We start from the raw sequence: 18,999 nt of genomic DNA on the forward strand, positions 1-18,999 counted from the left end.
GGGTGCGCCCGCATGGCGCGCATCGGCCGGACAGCGTGCAATGGCGGGCTGCTCGCCGGGCCATGAGGTTCGGCACGGGACTTGCGTGATGGATACGCACGGTTCCGCGCAGGTGAGGGAGGACACGATGAATCAACATGTGGCGTGTACGGCGGAGCCGACCGCCGAAGACACGCGGCGCAGCGCGCAGGGCGACGACGCGTTCGCCGGGCAGGCCGTCGTCAGCGTCGCGCACGATGCGGACGAGCAGGCGCGCAACCTGATCGGCTGGCGGCAGACCTACGACCAGCTCGCGGCCGGCCGCTTCGTCGGCACGCTGACCGAGCTGCCGCTCGACACGATGAAGCTGTTTCGCGAATCGACCAGCCACCTGCTGCGCCAGGCGTGCGAGGTGCGCGGCGATGCGTACTGGTTCGGCATCCCGCTCGTGTGCGACGGTTCTGCGCGTGTCGATGCGTGCCGCATCGGCCCCGGCGCGCTCGCGTTCCGGCCCGGCAACGTCGAGTTCGAACTCGTGACGCCCGCGCAGTTCTCGATCTACGGCGTCGTCGTGCGCGGCGACGTGCTGCGCCGCTATGCGGAGGAAGTCGAACGGCGCGCGCTCGACGAGCGGCTGTTCACCCAGCGCGTGATGCAGGTCGGCGACGCGCGGCTCGCGCGCCTGTGCGCGCTGCTCGGGCGCCGGCTCGACGGTGCGGTGGCGATGGCCGGCCCGTTGCCCGATGCGCAGCGCGACGACCTGCAGGCCGAAGTGCTGGCCGCGCTGTTCGATGCGTGCGCGCAACCGGCCGACGACGGCAGCGGCGCCGCGCCGTCGACGCGCCGCTGGATCGTCGACCAGGCGCGCGACTACGTGCTCGCGCACCGCACGCGCCCGGTCGGCGTGCCCGAGCTGTGCGAGCAGTTGCACGTGAGTCGGCGCACGCTGCAGTACTGTTTCCAGGACGTGCTCGGGATGGCGCCCGCGACCTACCTGCGCACGCTGCGGCTGAACGGCGCGCGGCGCGACCTGTGCGGGCGTGCGGCCGGTTCGGTGCAGGACGTCGCGGAGGCGTGGGGCTTCTGGCATCTGAGCCAGTTCGCGACGGATTACCGGCGTCTGTTCGGCAAGCGGCCGTCGGAGACGCTGCGCGATCGCGCGTGAGGGGCTTGGCGGGGTAAGCCGGGCGGGTGGAGCGGCGTTTGCGGTGGTGCCGGCGCCGGGGGGCGCGCGGCTGACGGTTCGACCCTTCCGCTCGCCGTCGCGCCGGTTTCGCCCAGGTGGCTAGGCGAGCTCGGCGGGGTCAGTCGGGGCGTCGAAGCGGCCTCCGCTCGGTGCTCATGCCGTGCGTGTACGGCTGCCGGTTCGGTCGTTCCGCTCGCCGCTGCGGCGGCATTGCTCAGGGGCTGGCGGTAGCTTGCCGAGGTAAGCCGACGCGACGATCGCGCCGGGGCTGGCGCTGTGCGCGTGCCGCTGCCGGCTTGATCGTTCCGCTCGCTGCGGCGCTGGCTTCGCTCAGATTGCCGGTGCAGTCACGTCGCGCGGTGCGGGCCACGCCAGCGCGTCCCAGTCGATGGCGCGGTAAGCGGCTTCGACCGCCGCCAGATCATCCGGTCGCTCGCTGCGATGCAGCCCGTGCAATTCGGCCGGCACGTCGAGCGCGACCGGCACGCAATGCGGATAGTCGCGCACGCGCAGCGCCGGCCCGATCGTCGTGAAGCACGCGAGCGTCGGCACGTCGAAACCGTCGGCGAGATGCAGGGCCGCCGTGTCCGGTGCGAACAGCACGCTCGCGCCCTTGATCCACGCGATGAAGCGTGCGGTGTCGGTCGCGTCGCGGCTCACGTCCACGTAAGCCGGATGCGCGAGCGGACCGAAGCCGACGACCGGCAGCCCGTAACGCTGCGCGAGCCGTTCCACGAACGCGACGCACAACGCGGGCGGCACGCTGCGCACCGCGGTGCTCGCATTCGGGCAGAACAGCACGTACGGCCGCTGCCATTCAGCCGGCAGTGCGGGCAGCGGCAGCCGCGCGAGCCAGCGATTGCGCTTCGCGGCGGCCGGCACGGCGGCCGGATCGACGCCGAGCGCGTCGAGGAAGAAATCGATCATCGGCAGCCGCGCGAACGCCGGCCAGTACAGGTGATTGCCGACGTCGATGCAGTGCGCATCGGCGGGTAGCGCGTCGGCGGGGCACGGCAGCGCGCGCGACGGCGCGACCACGTCGGTCGCGAGCGCATACAGCGCGTCGACATAGCGCGGCGCGCGCGCCGGCCGGTACAGCGTGAAGCGTACGTCCGCATGGGCCGCTCGCAGCGCGGCGAGGGCCGTCAGTCCGATCACCGAATCGCCGAGCGTGACCCCCATCCCGTTGATCACGTGTACGTGCCGCGCCTCACTGTAATCGAGCCGGAACGGCCGGTGCGCGGCATGCAGCATGCCGAGCGCGGGCGCGGCCGCCGCATGGCCTTCGGCCCGCTCGCCATGCTCGAGGTCGTACGGCGCGACGAGCGTGCCGTCGGGCGCGAGCAGCGTGCCGGGGTACGCCAGCGCGTCGTCGTGCGACAGCGCGGCGACGGGCGGCGCGATATGCCTGGCCACCGTCATGCGCCGCGCGCGCGGCGGCCCTGCTCGCGGATCTGTTCGAGCGTCGCGGCCGGCGTGCTGGCGTCCTGCGGGATGCGGATCTCGATCACCGCGGGCAATCCGCAGGTCAGCGCGCGTTCGAGCGCCGGCGCGAAATCGGCAGTGCGCTCGACCGTCTCGCCATGCGCGCCGAACGCACGTGCATACGCGGCGAAATCGGGATTCGTGAGCCCCGTGCCGTGCACGCGGCCCGGGTAGTTGCGCTCCTGATGCATGCGGATCGTGCCGAAATGGCCGTTGTTGACGACGATCGCGACGATGTTCAGCCCGTATTGCATCGCGGTCGCAAGCTCGTTGCCGGCCATCATGAAGCAGCCGTCGCCCGCGAGCGCGACAACCGCGCGCTGCGGATACAGCGACTTCGCGGCGAGCGCGGCCGGCAGCCCGTAGCCCATCGCGCCGCTCGTCGGCGCAAGCTGCGAACGGAAGTGCCGGTACGCGAAGTGGCGATGCAGCCAGATCGCGTAGTTGCCCGCGCCGTTGGTCAGGATCGCGTCGTGCGGCAGGCGCTCGCGCAACTGCACCATCACGTCGCCGAGCTGCACGTCGCCGGGCATCGGCAGCGGCGCATGCCATTCGCGGTACGCGCGGTGCGCGTCGGCGGCCGCGCCGGCCCACGCAGGCCGCTCGGGCGGTTCGAGCGCGGCCAGCGGCGCGGCGATCTCGGGCATGCCCGACACGATCGGCAGGTCGGCCGCGTACACGCGGCCGAGTTCGTCAGCGCCCTGATGTACATGGATCAGCGTCTGGCGCGTTTTCGGGATATCGAGCAGCGTGTAGCCGCCGGTCGTCGCTTCGCCGAGGCGGGGCCCGATCACGAGCAGCAGGTCGGCGTCGCGGATGCGTTTCGCGAGTGCGGGGTTGATCCCGAGCCCGACGTCGCCCGCGTAGTTCGGGTGCGCGTTGTCGATCGTGTCCTGGAAGCGGAACGCGCACGCGACCGGCAATTGCCAGCGTTCGACGAAGGTGCGCAGGTTCGCGCAGGCGTCCGGCGTCCAGCCGCTGCCGCCGACGATTGCGAACGGCCGTTCCGCGCGCGCGAGCCGCTCGCGCAGCTCGTCGATCTGCGCGGGCGACGGCGCGGCCGCGATGCGTTTCGCGGCCGGCACGACCGGCTGCGGCGCGCACGCGTCGGACAGCACGTCCTCCGGCAGCGCGAGCACGACCGGGCCGGGCCGGCCGGACGTCGCGACGTGAAACGCATGGCTCAGGTATTCGGGGATGCGGCGCGGGTCGTCGATCTGCGCGACCCATTTGGCCATCTGGCCGAACATCCGGCGGTAGTCGATTTCCTGGAAGGCTTCGCGGTCGAGGTGTTCGCGTGCGCATTGGCCGACGAACAGGATCATCGGCGTCGAATCCTGGAACGCGGTGTGCACGCCGATCGACGCATGGGTCGCGCCGGGTCCGCGCGTGACGAACGCGATGCCGGGGCGGCCGGTCAGCTTGCCGACCGCTTCGGCCATGTTCGCGGCGGCCGCCTCGTGGCGGCAGACGACCGTCTGGATGCGGGCGGTGTCGTCCGCCAGCGCATCGAGCACGGCGAGGAAGCTCTCGCCCGGCACGCAGAACACACGTTCGACGTGATTGGCGAGCAACGCATCGACGAGCAGTCGCGCACCGGTGGTGGCGTGCGGCTCGAGATCCTTGGAATGCGACATGGGCTGCCGTCTCCCTGGGTAGCGGGACGTACAGCTTACGCCGGTTGGCCGGGCGCTGAAAAGTGTCGGAACGCTGAGGGGGCGGCGAGCGCGTGCGTGCTTCGATTGGCCATCCGGCCAGCTTGTGCGCGCTTCCACGACGGCGGAAAGTGAGCGCTATGGATGGCGGGCTGACGCTTGTCTCGATTCGAAAGCGGGCACCCAAATAACAATAAATTGGGATATCACTTAATAGTAAAATTTCAGCGAATGAGTGGAGAAAGGGGGCGAGAATCATGACGACCGAAACGATTGATCAAAAGACGCTGACGGAGCTGGTCGAAGCCGGCGCGGTCCGTGCGGTCCGCGTGGTCGGTTGCGGCAACGGCTGGGCGCTGTCGGCCCGTTGCGGCGCGCACGAGCGCTTCCTGTCGGCCAAGCGCGGCGACGTGCGGGTGTTTCGCCGTTTTGAAACGCTGGTCGGCTTTCTGCGCGACATCGGCATCAACCGGTTCGATGTGGATGCGTCGGCATTCGACCCGGACGCGGCCGGCCGGGCGACTCGGCCCGATCGCGCGGCGGCGTTGAAGGCGGCACACGAGGCGGCGGCGCACGATCGCTGGTTTCGCGAGCAGGTGCAGCAGGCGCTGGACGACCCGCGTGCATCGATTCCGGACGCCGAAGTCAGCGCCAACTTCGCGTCGCGCCGTGCGGCGTTGCGTGAGCGGCTTGTAGGCAAGCGCGGGGATGCTTCTTGACCCTCGCGTTGCACTGGAATCCGAAGGCGTACGAGGATCGCGCCGCGATCATGGAATACCTCGCCGAGGACGACCCGCTGGCCGCGCTCGAACTCGACGAACTGCTGGAAGAAAGGGCGGCGGCGCTACCGGCCCATGCCGAGTTGTATCGGCAAGGGCGGGTGGCCGGCACGCGTGAGCTGGTGGTCGCGCCGAACTATGTGCTTGTGTATCGCCTCCGGCCGGCCAAGGACATCGTGGAGATTCTCCGCGTGCTGCATGCGCGACGGCAATGGCCGTGATGCGATATTTGCGCCGGCTGATTCACCGGGTGTGGCGGGCCAAGTCCGGAACGGAAAAGACTGCCGGGGCCGCGTGTGTTTTCGAACTGATGCCGGGTGGATGACCATGCGCGCGCCAGGACGCGCATCATCGACTGCATGATTTACGTATATCTCCGGTACATCCAGACGTGGGAGAACGACATGCGCACCACAAGGGTATTTTGGAATGGCAGCGCGCAGGTCGTGCAAATTCCTGCCGACCTCGCCTATGAACGCAGCGATATCGAGCTGGAAATCAAGCGCGTCGGCGACGAGATCCGTATTCGGCCGGTGCGACGGCCTTTGACCCACGTGCTCGAGAAGTTCGCTCAATTCGGGCCGAATTTCATGGCCGAAGGGCATGGCGACCAGGAGCAGGCCGAACGCACGGACGGGTGATTGTGCACCCGACGGTCATGCGAGACGCGGCGCGTCCTCCATGACCGCCGGGTCCCGCATCAGCACTCGACGATATTCACCGCCAGCCCGCCGCGCGACGTTTCCTTGTACTTGGTCTTCATGTCGGCGCCGGTCTCGCGCATCGTCTTGATCACGGAGTCGAGCGACACGTAGTGCGAGCCGTCGCCGCGCAGCGCCATGCGCGCCGCGTTGACGGCCTTCACCGATGCCATCGCGTTGCGCTCGATGCACGGGATCTGCACCATCCCGCCCACCGGGTCGCAGGTCAGGCCGAGGTTGTGTTCCATTCCGATCTCGGCCGCGTTCTCGACCTGCTGCGGCGTGCCGCCGAGCACGGCCGCGAGCGCGCCGGCCGCCATCGAGCACGCGACGCCCACTTCACCCTGGCAGCCGACTTCCGCGCCCGAGATCGACGCGTTGAGCTTGTACAGAATGCCGATCGCGGCGGCCGTCAGAAGGAAGTCGATCACGCCCTGTTCGTTCGCGCCGGGCGTGAAGCGCGTGTAGTAATGCAGCACCGCCGGGATGATGCCTGCCGCGCCGTTGGTCGGCGCGGTGACGACGCGGCCGCCGGCCGCGTTTTCCTCGTTGACGGCGATCGCGTACAGGTTGATCCAGTCGATCATCGACAGCGGGTCCTGCAGCGCGCGCTCCGGGCTGCCCGTCAGCGTGCGGTACAGCTGCGGCGCGCGGCGCTTGACCTGGAACGGGCCGGGCAGGTTGCCTTCGGCTTCCGGGTTGCCGATCCCGCAGCCGCGCGACACGCACGACTGCATCACGGCCCAGATCTTCAGCAACCCGTCGCGCGTTTCCTCCTCGGTGTGCCACGCGCGTTCGTTTTCCCACATCAGCTGCGCGATCGACTTGCCGGTCGACGCGGTCAGCGCGAGCAGCTCCGCGCCGGTGCGGAACGGATGCGTCATCTGCTCGGCCGCGCTCAGCACCTTGGTGTTCGGCGCGCCGGCCGTCACGACGAAGCCGCCGCCGACCGACAGATAAGTGCGCTCGACCAGCACCGCGCCGTTCGCGTCGCTCGCGCGCAGCTTCATCCCGTTCGGATGTTCGGGCAGCGCCTGGCGGTAGAACGCGATGTTCTCCTTCAGCACGAACGGCACCGGATGCGTGCCGAGCAGCGCGAGCTGCTTCGTCTTGCGGATGTCCTCCAGCCGCGCGTCGATCGTGTCGGGATCGACGGTGTCGGGCGCGTCGCCGAGCAGGCCGAGCATCACGCCGCGGTCGGTGCCGTGGCCCTTGCCGGTGGCGCCGAGCGAGCCGTACAGCTCGACCTTCACGTGGGCCGTCGCGTCGAGCAACCCGTCGCGCTCGAGGCCCTGGACGAACATCAGCGCCGCGCGCATCGGTCCGACCGTGTGCGAACTGGACGGACCGATGCCGATCTTGAAAAGGTCAAACACGCTGACTGCCATTTCGATACCTGCCTTGCGATAAGAATGATGCTAGCGCGCCTGCAATGGCAGGCACGCGGCGAGCCATGCGGGCGGCGTTAGGGAAAGCTGCTGCGCGACGCGGGCATAACGCCCGTCGAGCCGCGCGGCCAGATGAAAGAGTTCGGTGGCGTTTTTCGGGTCCCACTGCCCCGTGTAGCCGGGCAAGCCGGCCTCGCGGCGCTTCGCGTCGAACGGCACCGGCGAATTCACGAATTCCTCGTGCGTCTTCTCGCCGAGCGCATACGGCACGAGCCAGTCGAGCGCGGCCGCGAGCGTCGCGCCGTTCGCGCCGCGCTCGCGCAGCCAGTTGCGGTTGAAGCGGCGCGCGGCGAGCGCGGCCGTCACCAGCGGCTGCAGATCGTAGACCGCGTAATGCAGCGCATCGCGTTCCTCGAAATCCCAGGTCTTGCCGTCCGGGCCGATGTTGTCGGCGAGATGCTCGACGAACAGCCGCTGCGCGGCGTTCATCATCTTGCGGTCGCCGAGCGTGAACGCGGACAGCGCGATCAGCTTGATCCGGTGGCTCTGCCAGTTGTTGCGCCAGGTGCCGGTGAGCGGGCGCTTCTGCGCGTCGACCTGCGCGACATAGCCGGCGCCGAGCTTCGCGATGAACGCGGCCGTCGCGTTGCGCGTTTTCACCGGCAGCGCGCTCGCGGTCATGTCGTACGCGACGATCAGGCTCTCGAAGCGCGTCTCGTCGATCGGGTTGAAGCTCGGCTGGTAGGTCGAGACCCACGCGGACAGGAAGCGGTCGACGAGCTGCAGGTAGCGCGGCGCGTTCGTCACGCGCCACGCGAGCGCCGCATCGCGCATCAGGTCCATGTCCTTGAGCGCGGCCGCACTCTGGTCATAGATGCCTTCGTGCGGCAGCGTGCCCTCGGTGTGCACGCGCGCCATCGCCTTCGGCTGCTCACCGATGCGCGCGTCGACGCTGCGGATCAGCGCCTGCACGCCCGGCTCGGCCTGCGTCGTCTCGCTCGCCTGCAGCGCCGGAGCCGCGCAGAAATTCATCGCCGCGCGCGCACTGCCGGACACGCCGAGGCCGGCGGCGGCCAGCGACAGCGCTGCGACGAGCATCGGCACGTAGCGGCCCGCGCGGGTGCGCGGCCGCCTCGCTGTTGCACCATGGCCCGGAAACATCGGACGCACCATGCGGAACTCCTTCATTGGCTGGATCGCGTGTGATGTTAGCCGGATTGGCGGGCGAGCGTGAAACGGTTGGCCGGGCGGCGAACGTAAAAACCGCACGCAACCGGTGGCTGCGTGCGGTGGGTTCACGGTCGGACGCTCCGGTGCGAGACGGGCGTTATGCGTAGTCCGACATCGGCACGCACGAGCAGAACAGGTTGCGGTCGCCGTACGCGTTGTCCGCACGGCCGACCGGCGGCCAGTACTTGTTCGTGCCGAGCGACGCGACCGGGTACGCGGCCTGCTCGCGCGAGTACGCGTGCGGCCATTCGTTCGCGGTGACGACGGCCGCCGTGTGCGGCGCGTGACGCAGCGGGTTGTCCTCGCGATCGGCGCGGCCTTCCTCGACCGCGCGGATTTCCTCGCGGATCGCGATCATCGCGGCGATGAAGCGGTCGAGTTCTTCCTGCGATTCCGATTCGGTCGGCTCGACCATCAGCGTGCCCGGCACCGGGAAGCTCATCGTCGGCGCGTGGAAGCCGTAGTCCATCAGGCGCTTCGCGACGTCGTCGACGCTGATGCCGCTCGTTTCCTTGATCGGACGCAGGTCGAGAATGCACTCGTGCGCGACCAGCCCGCCCGGGCCCGAATACAGCACCGGGTAGTGCGGCGCGAGGCGCTTCGCGATGTAGTTCGCGTTGAGGATCGCGGTTTCGGTCGCGGCGGTCAGGTTCTTCGCACCCATCATCGCGATGTACATCCACGAGATCGGCAGGATCGACGCGGAGCCGTACGGCGCGGCCGATACCGCGCCGATGCCGTCTTCCGCGCGGGCGTAGCCGGTCGAGCGCTGGTTCGGCAGGAACTTCGCGAGGTGCGCGCCGACCGCGACCGGGCCGACGCCCGGGCCGCCGCCGCCGTGCGGGATGCAGAAGGTCTTGTGCAGGTTCAGGTGCGACACGTCGCCGCCGAACTGGCCCGGCGCGGTCAGGCCGACCATCGCGTTCATGTTCGCGCCGTCGACGTACACCTGGCCGCCGTGCGCATGGACGATCTCGCAGATCTCGCGGACGTTCTGCTCGAACACGCCGTGCGTCGACGGATACGTGATCATGATCGCCGCGAGGTTCGCCGAATGCTGCTCGGCCTTCGCCTTCAGGTCGGCGATGTCGACGTTGCCCTGCGCGTCGCAGGCGACGACCACGACCTTCATGCCGGCCATGTGCGCGGATGCCGGGTTCGTGCCGTGCGCGGATGCCGGGATCAGGCACACGTCGCGATGGCCTTCGCCGCGCGATGCGTGGTACGCGTGGATGATCAACAGGCCCGCGTACTCGCCCTGCGAGCCCGCGTTCGGCTGCAGCGACACGGCCGCGTAGCCGGTGGCCGCGACGAGCATTTCCTCGAGCTGATCGATCATCTCGCGGTAGCCGACGGTCTGCTCGGCCGGCGCGAACGGATGGATGCCGCCGAACTCGGGCCACGTGACGGGCAGCATTTCCGACGTCGCGTTGAGCTTCATCGTGCACGAGCCGAGCGGGATCATCGAGCGGTCGAGCGCGAGATCCTTGTCCGACAGGCTGCGCAGGTAGCGCAGCATTTCGGTTTCGGAATGGTGACGGTTGAACACGTGGTGCGTCAGGTATGCGCTCGTGCGCTCGAGGCCGGCCGGCAGCGCGGCGACGCCGGCGAGACCCGCGTCCAGCGCATCGACGGCCGGCGCGGTGCCGCCCGCGGCTTGCGCGAACACGTCGAGCAGATCGGCGAGGTCGTCGCGCGTCGTCGTTTCGTCGACCGATACGCCGACTTGCGTGTCGCTCACGCGGCGCAGGTTGATGCGCTTCGCCTTCGCGAATTGGTGGACCTGCGCGGTGCGCGCGCCGGTGTCGATCGTCAGCGTGTCGAAGAACGTGTCGTTGACGGTCACGAAGCCGAGCTGTTTCACGCCGGCCGCGAGCAGCGCCGCGATGCGGTTCACGCGCAGCGCGATCGTCTTCAGGCCGTGCGGGCCGTGGTAGACCGCGTACATGCTGGCCATGATCGCGAGCAGCGCCTGCGCGGTACACACGTTCGACGTGGCCTTCTCGCGGCGGATGTGCTGTTCGCGCGTCTGCAGCGCGAGGCGCAGCGCGGGCTTGCCCTGCGCGTCGACCGTCACGCCGACGAGGCGGCCCGGCATCTGGCGCTTGAATTCGTCACGCACGGCCAGGTAGGCGGCGTGCGGGCCGCCGAAGCCCATCGGCACGCCGAAGCGCTGCGTGTTGCCGATCGCGACGTCCGCGCCCCATTCGCCGGGCGGCGTCAGCACGGTGAGCGCGAGCAGGTCGGCCGCGACGACCACGTGGCCGCCGGCCGCGTGGATCGCGTCGGTGAGCGCGCGGTAGTCGCGCACGTCGCCGTTCACGCCCGGGTACTGCAGCAGCACGCCGAACGCGTTCGCCTGCGCCGCGTCGGCGGCCGGGCCCGTCTTGACCTCGATGCCGATCGGCAGCGCGCGCGTGCGGATCACTTCGAGCGTTTGCGGCAGCACGTCGTCGGCCACGTAGAACACGTTCGACTTCGGCTTGCCGGTGCGTTGCAGCAGCGTCATCGCTTCGGCCGCGGCCGTCGCTTCATCCAGCAGCGAGGCGTTCGAGATCGCGAGGCCCGTGAGGTCGGCCACCATCTGCTGGAAGTTCAGGAGCGCCTCGAGGCGGCCCTGGGAAATTTCGGGCTGGTACGGCGTGTAGGCCGTGTACCACGCCGGGTTTTCGAGCACGTTGCGCAGGATCACGGCCGGCGTATGCGTGTCGTGATAACCCTGGCCGATATACGAGCGGAACACCTGGTTCTTGTCCGCGAGCGCACGCAGCGCGGCGAGGGCTTCGGCCTCGCTCTTCGGCTGCGCGAACGGGCCGAGCGGCAGCGTTTCGGCGCGGCGGATCGAGGCCGGGATCACGGCGTCGATCAGGGCGGCGCGCGACGCGAAGCCGAGCGTGTCGAGCATGGCCTGCTGGCTGGCGGCGTCGGGGCCGATGTGGCGTTCGGCGAACGCGTCATGCGTTTCGAGCGCGGCGAGCGAGAGGGGCGTGCGGTTCATCAGGCGGTCCGGGTGTTCGAGCTTCATGGCGTGACTCTGGTCCCGCGCGCGCCGAGGCCGGCGCCGCGCGGTTCGGGTAGGGAAATTAGTCGATCAGCTTGCTGTAGGCGTCGGCGTCGATCAGCTTGTCGGTCGATGCGCCGGCCGCGAGCTTGATCTTGAAGAGCCACACGCCGTATGCGTCGCCGTTCACGTCTTCCGGCGAGTCAGTGGCTGCTTCGTTGACGGCGACGATCTCGCCGGACACCGGCGAGTAGATGTCGGATGCCGCCTTCACCGATTCGACGACGCCGACGGCGTCGCCCGCGTTCACCGACTTGCCGACTTCGGGCAGCTCGAGGAAGACGATGTCGCCGAGCGTGCTCTGTGCGTGATCGGTGATGCCGACCGTCAGCGTGCCGTCCGCCTCGGTGCGGATCCACTCATGTTCGTCGGTGTATTTCAGATCGGCCGGGACGTTGCTCATCGGATGCTCCTGGATAAAAGGGTGTGTTCGTTCTGCTGGCGCGCCGCCATGGCACGCCGAATAGGGTTGCGCCGGGCGCCATCTCCCGGCTTGCCGGAAGGCGGCCCCGCGGCCGCCTCTCGGTCGTTACGCAGCGAGGACCTTGCCGTTGCGCACGAACGGCAGTTTTACCACGCGCGCGGGAAGATTCTTGTCTCGAATTTGCACCTGGACGATGTCGCCGACCTGGACGGCCGCCGGCACGCGCGCGAACGCGATCGATTCCTGCATCGACGGCGAGAACGTGCCGCTCGTGATCTCGCCTTCGCCGTGCGGCGTGACGACCTTCTGGTGCGCGCGCAGCACGCCGCCCGCCTTGCCGTTTTCCTTCTGCAGGATCAGGCCGACGAATGCGGCGCGCGTGCCGTTGGCTTCGAGTGCGGCGCGGCCGACGAAGTCGCGCGGCGCGGTGAGGTCGACCGTCCAGGCGAGGCCCGCGTCGAGCGGGGAGACGGTGTCGTCCATGTCCTGGCCGTACAGGTTCATGCCGGCCTCGAGGCGCAGCGTGTCGCGCGCGCCGAGCCCGCACGGACGCACGCCGTGTTGCTGCAGCGCATTCCACAGCACTTCGACGTGCACGGCCGGGACGATCACTTCGAAGCCGTCTTCGCCGGTGTAGCCGGTGCGTGCGATGGTGAGATCGCCGAACGGCGTGCCGGCGACCTGCGCGGCGTTGAACGGCTTGAGCTCGCTGGTGGCGGCGCGGGCGGACGGCACCGTCGCCCAGACCTTTTCGCGGGCGTTCGGGCCCTGGACGGCGACGATCGCGAAGTCGCGGCGCGGCGCGATGGTCAGGCCGTAGCCGCCTTGCTCGTTCAGCTGGTTGAACCACGCGATGTCTTTCTCGGCGGTGCCGGCGTTGACGACCACGCGGAAGAATTCTTCGGTGAAGTAGTAGACGATCAGATCGTCGATGACGCCGCCCTGCGGGTTGAGCAGGCACGAGTAGAGCGCCTTGCCGGGCGTCTTGAGCTTGCCGACGTGGTTCGCGATCGCATGCTCGAAGAACGCGCGCACGCGGCTGCCGGTGAAATCGACGACGCACATGTGCGACACGTCGAACATGCCGGCGTCGGTGCGCACGGCAGCGTGTTCTTCGATCTGCGAGCCGTAGTTGACGGGCATGTCCCAGCCGCCGAAGTCGACCATGCGGGCATTGAGCGCGCGGTGCGCGGCGTTGAGCGGGGTGTGATTCAGTGCAGTCATCGAGGCCTCAGGCAAGGCGCTTGCGCGCGGATCAGAACGGCCATGTGCCGACCGCCGCGGCTGATAGCCTCGAGCGATCCGGTACATGCCCCTCTGTCCTCGATACCTGAGAGATTGCGCTGCGGGCAAAGCCCGGCGAACGCGCGCCCCTTCGGTGGGCAGCTTGCCCGCACAGCCAATGCGCTGCGGGCTACTGCCGCTCTCCAGAGTGCGGGGAGAGTAAGGTGTCCGCGCAATGCGCGGACGCGATTCCCCGACGCGGTCGGTCCTTTTGCCTGAGAGTTTGCGGGTGTGCCCCTTCGGCGGCGCAACCGGTGTCGGAACGACCCGGTCACACGCTCTCCCGACGCGTGCGGGCGACTGTACGCGAGCGGGTGGGCCTTGTCAATTTGAGCAAAAGAATGTCGCTTCGCGACAAGCGGCGGCGGCCGGCGCCGCCGCTTTTCTCCGCACCGGCGGGCGTCGGCGCGTTACTCGCCGATCGCGCGCGCGGCCGTGTCGAGTTCCTGATTCAGCACACGCTGCTCGTCGCCGGACAGGCCGCCGTTGTGCTGGGCCGACATGTCGTTCGCTTCCTGGCGGATCACGTCGAGACGGTGGTGCAGCTGCGCACCGTAGGGCGGCGGGTAGTAGCCGCCGTTCACACGGGCGTCGATGCGGCGATGCAGGTTGTCGATCCGGCCCTGGACCTCCTGCATGCGGTCGTTCGCGACGACCTGCGGGTTCGGTCGCGACGGCGGAGGCGCCTGCCGGGCCGGCCGCTGCGGCTGCACGATACAGGCCGCGAGCGAGGAAACCAGGACGCAGCATGCCGCTGCGCGAATCAACCGTTGCATCACATTCTCCTGACGGATAAGTGTCGAATCGACTTTTTGAGAAACGCGTCAGACCGGACGACCGCTGACTTTCGTTCCCGCACCATTTGTAACGGAATGTTCGGGGCCGTGGCCGCGGGGCGGCGTGGCGGTAGACACAAGCGCCGCCGGTGCCGATGCCTGGCGGCGTGGCGCGGAGGGTGGCCGGGTCGGCACCGACCCGGCCGGCGGTCGTCAGACCGTGCGGCGCACGAACGGCACCCGGCGGCCGTCGTGTTCGCTCTGCGCGGCGAGCTCGATGATCGTCATCACGTCGACCGCGTCCTGCGCGGTGACGGGAAACGGCGCGCCATCACGGATCGACGCGGCGAGCGCGCGGTAGAACTCCGCGTACTGGCCGTCGAGCGTCGGCACCGGCCGCTCGAGCTCGACGTCGCCGTCGAGCACGCGCAGCAGGCCGGGCGGATTGCCGCCGCCGAATTCGACGTCGTCCGCGGTGAGGCCGGCCTTGAGCTGGTCTTCCTGCGTGTCGAGCCCGAACTTCTGGTAGCTGCCGCGCGTGCCGTGCAGCGTGAAGCGCGCGGGCTCGATCGCCGACAGCGCGCTCGCGTGCAGCGCGACGTCCTTGTCCGGATAGCCGAGCAGCAGGTGCACGAAATCGGGCGCCGTGCCGTTGTCGCGGCGCGTCTTGACGGTGGCGCTCACCGTTTCCGGCGTGCCGAACAGCGCGAGCGCCTGGTCGATCAGGTGCGGGCCGAGGTCGAGCAGCAGGCCGCCGCCGCGGGCCGGCTCCTCGCGCCAGCGCGTGCGCGGCGTCGGCCGGAAGCGGTCGAAGTGCGACGCGAAGTAGGTGAGGCGGCCCAACTCGCCCGATTCGACGATCCGGCGCACGGTGAGGAAATCGCCGTCCCAGCGGCGGTTGTGGAACGGCGCGAACAGCCGGCTGCGCGCGTTCGCGAGCCGCGCGAGGGCGAGCGCCTCGTCGGCGGTGAGCGTGACGGGCTTGTCGACGACCACGTGGCGGCCGGCTTCGAGCACCTGACGCGCGAGCGTGAAATGGGTGTCGTTCGGCGTGGCGATCACCACGCATTCGATGTCATCGAGGCCGAGCAGCGTGTCGAGATCAGGGACGACGCGCGCGCCCGGATACGCGGCCTGCGCGCGATCGGGCTGACCCGTCGCGATCGCGGCGACTTCGGTGCGGCCGCTCGTGGCGATCACCGGCGCGTGGAACGTCGCGCCGGCGAAACCGAAACCCATCAAACCAATCCTGAGCAATGACGACATGGCAATTCCTGGCTGCGAAGGAAACTAAAGGATGGCGCGCCGGAGCGGCGCGAGGACGACCGGCTATTTTGGCATGGCGCCGCTGCTTGCACAGACGCGTCGGGCGAAATGCACGAAGCGAGGCGGCGCTTGCGCGGGGAAGGCTGGCATTTTGCGCGGGGTCGTGCGCCGTGCCGCGGTATGGTTGGCTGGTTTGCGGCTCGCGGCTCGCGGCTCGCGGCTCGCGGCTCCCGGCTCCCGGCTCCCGGCTCCCGGCTCCCAACCCCCGGCAAGCCGTGGCGGCAGTCAGCCCCCGAACGCGCCCCATCATCCGCCCGGCCGCTGCCTCACGGCGGCCGCGACCTGCGCGGCCCACACCGCGCACGCGGCTGCGCCGGGATGGAAGCCGTCGGCGGCCATCAAATGGCGTTCGAGCGGCAGGTCGACCCGCAGGAACGTGCAGTGCGGTTGCGCGCCGGCCCAGCCGGTGAGCGCCGCGTTGAGCCGCTTCGCGCGCCGCCCCAGATACCACGCGAGCGGCTGCGGCAGCGCCGGGAAGCGCTCCATCGGCGGCACCGCCGACAGGATCGCGTGCCCGACCTGGAAACGCTCGGCGAGCAGCCGCACCAGCTCGGCCTGCTGCGCGAGCCAGCGAGCGGGCGACACGCCTCCCGTCACGTCGTTGACGCCGAGCGACGTCACGGCCACGTCGAACGGCTCGGCCGGCTCCGCGGCGAGCCAGTCGACCAGCTCCCGCGTGGTCAGGCCGGTGCGTGCGAGCAGTTTCCAGCGCACGCGGTGCGTGGCCGCCAGCGCGTTCGCCAGTTGCCCGGCGAGCGCATCGTGCTGCGTCGCGACCCCGACGCCCGCGGCGGCCGAATCGCCGACCACCAGCACGCGCAGCGGTGGGCCGTCGCCGGCCACGCCGTCGCGCGGGCCGGCCGCCTCGGGCAGCCGCGGCGTGACGCGGCGCACGTAGCGCCCTTGTGCGAACAGCAGCGGGCCGAGGGCAGCGGTGGCGAACGGGTATCCCATGAGGTCGATCCTGCGGTGGTTGAAACGCATTGAAGCGGGCCGGCGCGGGTGCCGCCGGGGGAGTGCATATTGTGTCCGATCGCAGCGCGAACAGGGCCCGATTGGCCGAGCGGACAGGCACGACCACGCCGAACGGACAGGGGGCGCCCGCCTGGCAAGCCCGCGCGCCCCCGTCCGGCGGCGTGCCCGAAATACGCGCCGCCGACGTGTTAACATGCGCGTCCTGCCCCGCGTGTCCGCCTGCTTCGCCAGCCTGCCGCGCACGGCATCCTCTCGGCGTCCGCCGTCAACCAGCAACACCATCCGCCATCATGTCCGCAGGCCTCAATCCCGCTCAGAACGAAGCGGTGCGCTATCTCGACGGTCCCTGTCTCGTGCTCGCCGGCGCGGGCAGCGGCAAGACACGCGTGATCACGCAGAAGATCGCGCATCTGATCGAAGCGAAGGGCTTCGAGCCGCGCCATATCGCCGCCGTCACGTTCACGAACAAGGCGGCCGCCGAAATGCGCGAGCGCGTGTCGAAGCTGCTGGAAGGCAAGACCCTCACCACGCCGGGCAAGGAAGGCCGCAAGGTGCCCGTCAACCAGCTCACCGTCTGCACGTTCCACTCGCTGGGCGTGCAGATCCTGCGCCAGGAGGCCGAGCACGTCGGCCTGAAGCCGCAGTTCTCGATCATGGATTCGGACGACTGCTTCGGGATGATCCAGGAGCAGCTCGGCACCACCGACAAAGGGCTGATCCGCAAGATCCAGAGCATCATCTCGCTGTGGAAGAACGGCCTGATCATGCCCGACGAAGCGATGGCGATCGCGGCCAACGAGGACGAGCACCAGGCCGCGCTGGTCTACCGCAACTACGTGGCGACGCTGCACGCGTACCAGGCGGTCGACTTCGACGACCTGATCCGCCTGCCGGCCGAGCTGTTCGCGAAGAACGAGCAGGTGCGCGACCGCTGGCAGAACAAGCTGCGCTACCTGCTGATCGACGAGTACCAGGACACCAATGCGTGCCAGTACGAGCTGCTGAAGCAGCTCGCGGGCCCGCGCGCCGCGTTCACGGCGGTCGGCGACGACGACCAGGCGATCTACGGCTGGCGCGGCGCGACGCTGGAGAACCTCGCGCAGCTTGGCAAGGATTTTCCGAAGCTGCACGTGATCAAGCTCGAGCAGAACTACCGGTCGACGGTGCGGATACTGACCGCCGCGAACAACGTGATCGCGAACAACCCGAAGCTGTTCGAGAAGAAGCTGTGGTCCGAGCACGGGATGGGCGATTCGATCACCGTCACGGCGTGTAACGACGAGGAGCACGAGGCCGAATCGGTCGTGTTCCGGCTGTCCGCGCACAAGTTCGAGCGGCGCGCGCAGTTCCGCGACTACGCGATCCTGTACCGCGGCAATTTCCAGGCGCGCATCTTCGAGCAGGTGCTGCGGCGCGAGCGGATTCCGTACGTGCTGTCGGGCGGCCAGTCGTTCTTCGACAAGGCCGAGATCAAGGATCTGTGCGCGTACCTGCGGCTGATCGCGAACGCCGACGACGATCCCGCGTTCATCCGCGCGGTCACGACGCCGCGCCGCGGCATCGGCAACACGACGCTGGAAGCGCTCGGCTCGTTCGCGGGGCAGGCGAAGGTGTCGCTGTTCGAGGCCGTCTACATGGGCGGGATCGAGGCGCGGCTGTCGGCGCGCCAGGTCGAGCCGCTGCGGATGTTCTGCGACTTCATCCAGCGCCTGACCGAGCGCGCGGACAAGGAGCCCGCGACCGTCGTGCTCGACGACATGATGGAGGCGATCCACTACGAGGCGTACCTGTACGACGCGTTCGACGAGCGGCAGGCGCAGTCGAAGTGGCAGAACGTGCTCGAATTCCTCGAATGGCTGAAGCGCAAGGGCACGAAGCCCGAGAGGGACGCCGTCGACGGCGAGGCCGAAGGTTTCCACAACGCGGACGGCCTCGCCGATACGGGCAAGAACCTGCTCGGCCTGATCCAGACCGTCGCGCTGATGTCGATGCTCGAGGGCAAGGACGAGGACCCGGACGCCGTGCGGCTGTCGACCGTCCATGCGTCGAAGGGGCTCGAGTATCCGCACGTGTTCCTGGTCGGCGTCGAGGAAGGCATCATGCCGCACCGCGGCGGCAGCGAGGACGACGGCCCGATCGACAACGAGCGGATCGAGGAGGAGCGCCGGCTGATGTACGTCGCGATCACGCGCGCGCAGCGCAGCCTGCACCTGAACTGGTGCAAGAAGCGCAAGCGGGCGCGCGAGACGGTCGTGTGCGAACCGTCGCGCTTCATCCCGGAGATGGGGCTCGACGAAGCGCCGCCGCCGACGCCGGAAGAAGCGCCGATGTCGCCGAAGGACCGGCTCGCGAGCCTGAAGGCATTGCTGCAGAAGTGACGCGGCGGCAGTGCCGCGCACGCTGGCGCGGCCAACCGGCGACACAAAAACGAAACCCCCGCGATGCAAGGGCGTCGCGGGGGTTTTTTACGGATGGCCGGGTGAGTCGTTACTTCGCCGAGTTGACCATGTAGTCGACGGCCGCCTTCACGTCGGCATCGGACGCGTTCGATCCGCCCTTCGGCGGCATCGCGCCCTTGCCGTGCAGCGCGTAGTTGTAGACCGTATCCATCGAGTCCTTCAGGCGCGGCGCCCAGTCTTCCTTGCTGCCGAACTTCGGCGCACCCAGCACACCGGCCGCGTGGCAGGCCTGGCAGGTCGACGCGTACAGCGCCTTGCCGGCCGTTGCCGCGTCGGCGCCGGCCGGGGCGG

Annotated in this window: 16 protein-coding genes and 2 riboswitches; of the genes, 5 read left to right on the forward strand and 11 right to left on the reverse strand. The window is 69.2% G+C overall.

Annotation, left to right across the window (positions count from 1 at the left end):
* Positions 1-127 precede the first annotated feature (127 nt).
* Entirely contained in the window at positions 128-1,144 is a 1,017-nt protein-coding gene (locus AP428_RS14140; protein ID WP_027807895.1) for a helix-turn-helix domain-containing protein, read from the forward strand.
* A gap of 351 nt (positions 1,145-1,495) precedes the next feature.
* On the opposite strand, the gene AP428_RS14145 is transcribed toward AP428_RS14140, so the two are convergent.
* Positions 1,496-2,587 (reverse strand): hypothetical protein, encoded by a 1,092-nt coding sequence (locus AP428_RS14145; protein WP_054928229.1) that lies wholly within the window; start codon positions 2,585-2,587, stop codon positions 1,496-1,498.
* Complete coding sequence (locus AP428_RS14150; protein WP_054928230.1) at positions 2,584-4,287, reverse strand: thiamine pyrophosphate-binding protein; 1,704 nt, start codon at positions 4,285-4,287, stop codon at positions 2,584-2,586. The genes AP428_RS14145 and AP428_RS14150 overlap by 4 nt, the downstream gene beginning before the upstream one ends.
* A 275-nt stretch (positions 4,288-4,562) precedes the next feature.
* On the opposite strand from AP428_RS14150, the gene AP428_RS14155 reads away from it, so the two are divergent.
* From AP428_RS14155 to AP428_RS14165, 3 genes are all read left to right on the forward strand, one after another.
* Complete coding sequence (locus AP428_RS14155; RefSeq protein ID WP_054928231.1) at positions 4,563-5,024, forward strand: hypothetical protein; 462 nt, start codon at positions 4,563-4,565, stop codon at positions 5,022-5,024.
* The gene (locus tag AP428_RS14160) at positions 5,021-5,305 is read left to right on the forward strand and encodes a type II toxin-antitoxin system mRNA interferase toxin, RelE/StbE family (RefSeq protein ID WP_054928232.1); all 285 of its coding nucleotides are present in this window, start codon (positions 5,021-5,023) and stop codon (positions 5,303-5,305) included. Before AP428_RS14155 ends, AP428_RS14160 begins: the two co-directional genes overlap by 4 nt.
* Positions 5,306-5,488: 183 nt before the next feature.
* Entirely contained in the window at positions 5,489-5,725 is a 237-nt protein-coding gene (locus AP428_RS14165; RefSeq protein ID WP_011546767.1) for an antitoxin, read from the forward strand.
* 59 nt (positions 5,726-5,784) lie between these two features.
* Here the strand turns inward: AP428_RS14165 and AP428_RS14170 are convergent, their stop codons facing one another.
* From AP428_RS14170 to AP428_RS14205, 8 genes are all read right to left on the reverse strand, one after another.
* Entirely contained in the window at positions 5,785-7,173 is a 1,389-nt protein-coding gene (locus tag AP428_RS14170; protein WP_011546766.1) for an L-serine ammonia-lyase, read from the reverse strand.
* A 30-nt stretch (positions 7,174-7,203) separates the two neighbouring features.
* Complete coding sequence (locus AP428_RS14175; protein WP_054928238.1) at positions 7,204-8,346, reverse strand: alginate lyase family protein; 1,143 nt, start codon at positions 8,344-8,346, stop codon at positions 7,204-7,206.
* Positions 8,347-8,500: 154 nt separating this feature from the next.
* Complete coding sequence (gcvP, locus tag AP428_RS14180; protein WP_054928233.1) at positions 8,501-11,428, reverse strand: aminomethyl-transferring glycine dehydrogenase; 2,928 nt, start codon at positions 11,426-11,428, stop codon at positions 8,501-8,503.
* Between the two features lie 58 nt (positions 11,429-11,486).
* Positions 11,487-11,867: a glycine cleavage system protein GcvH gene (gene gcvH / locus AP428_RS14185; protein ID WP_054928234.1), complete on the reverse strand. Its 381-nt coding sequence runs from the start codon at positions 11,865-11,867 to the stop codon at positions 11,487-11,489.
* Between the two features lie 126 nt (positions 11,868-11,993).
* Positions 11,994-13,112 carry a glycine cleavage system aminomethyltransferase GcvT gene (gcvT, locus tag AP428_RS14190; RefSeq protein ID WP_054928235.1) on the reverse strand — a complete coding sequence of 373 codons (1,119 nt, stop codon included), beginning with the start codon at positions 13,110-13,112 and terminating at the stop codon, positions 11,994-11,996.
* A gap of 83 nt (positions 13,113-13,195) precedes the next feature.
* A riboswitch (glycine riboswitch) is annotated at positions 13,196-13,329 on the reverse strand.
* 35 nt (positions 13,330-13,364) lie between these two features.
* Positions 13,365-13,468: riboswitch (glycine riboswitch) on the reverse strand.
* Between the two features lie 114 nt (positions 13,469-13,582).
* A complete protein-coding gene (locus tag AP428_RS14195) occupies positions 13,583-13,948 on the reverse strand; it encodes a hypothetical protein (protein WP_012327637.1) in 366 nt (121 codons plus the stop codon).
* 213 nt (positions 13,949-14,161) lie between these two features.
* Complete coding sequence (locus tag AP428_RS14200; RefSeq protein WP_054928236.1) at positions 14,162-15,214, reverse strand: oxidoreductase; 1,053 nt, start codon at positions 15,212-15,214, stop codon at positions 14,162-14,164.
* Between the two features lie 306 nt (positions 15,215-15,520).
* On the reverse strand, positions 15,521-16,228 hold the full coding sequence (locus tag AP428_RS14205) for an SGNH/GDSL hydrolase family protein (protein ID WP_054928237.1): 708 nt from the start codon (positions 16,226-16,228) through the stop codon (positions 15,521-15,523).
* Between the two features lie 311 nt (positions 16,229-16,539).
* On the opposite strand from AP428_RS14205, the gene AP428_RS14210 reads away from it, so the two are divergent.
* The gene (locus AP428_RS14210) at positions 16,540-18,627 is read left to right on the forward strand and encodes a UvrD-helicase domain-containing protein (protein ID WP_011546758.1); all 2,088 of its coding nucleotides are present in this window, start codon (positions 16,540-16,542) and stop codon (positions 18,625-18,627) included.
* Between the two features lie 109 nt (positions 18,628-18,736).
* Here AP428_RS14210 and AP428_RS14215 read toward each other — a convergent pair.
* Positions 18,737-18,999, reverse strand: a 263-nt coding sequence (locus AP428_RS14215) for a cytochrome c5 family protein (protein ID WP_156349318.1), incomplete at its 5' end; no start/stop codon positions are given.

This window comes from Burkholderia sp. E168m22 (assembly GCF_001319805.1).
Lineage (GTDB): Bacteria > Pseudomonadota > Gammaproteobacteria > Burkholderiales > Burkholderiaceae > Burkholderia > Burkholderia orbicola.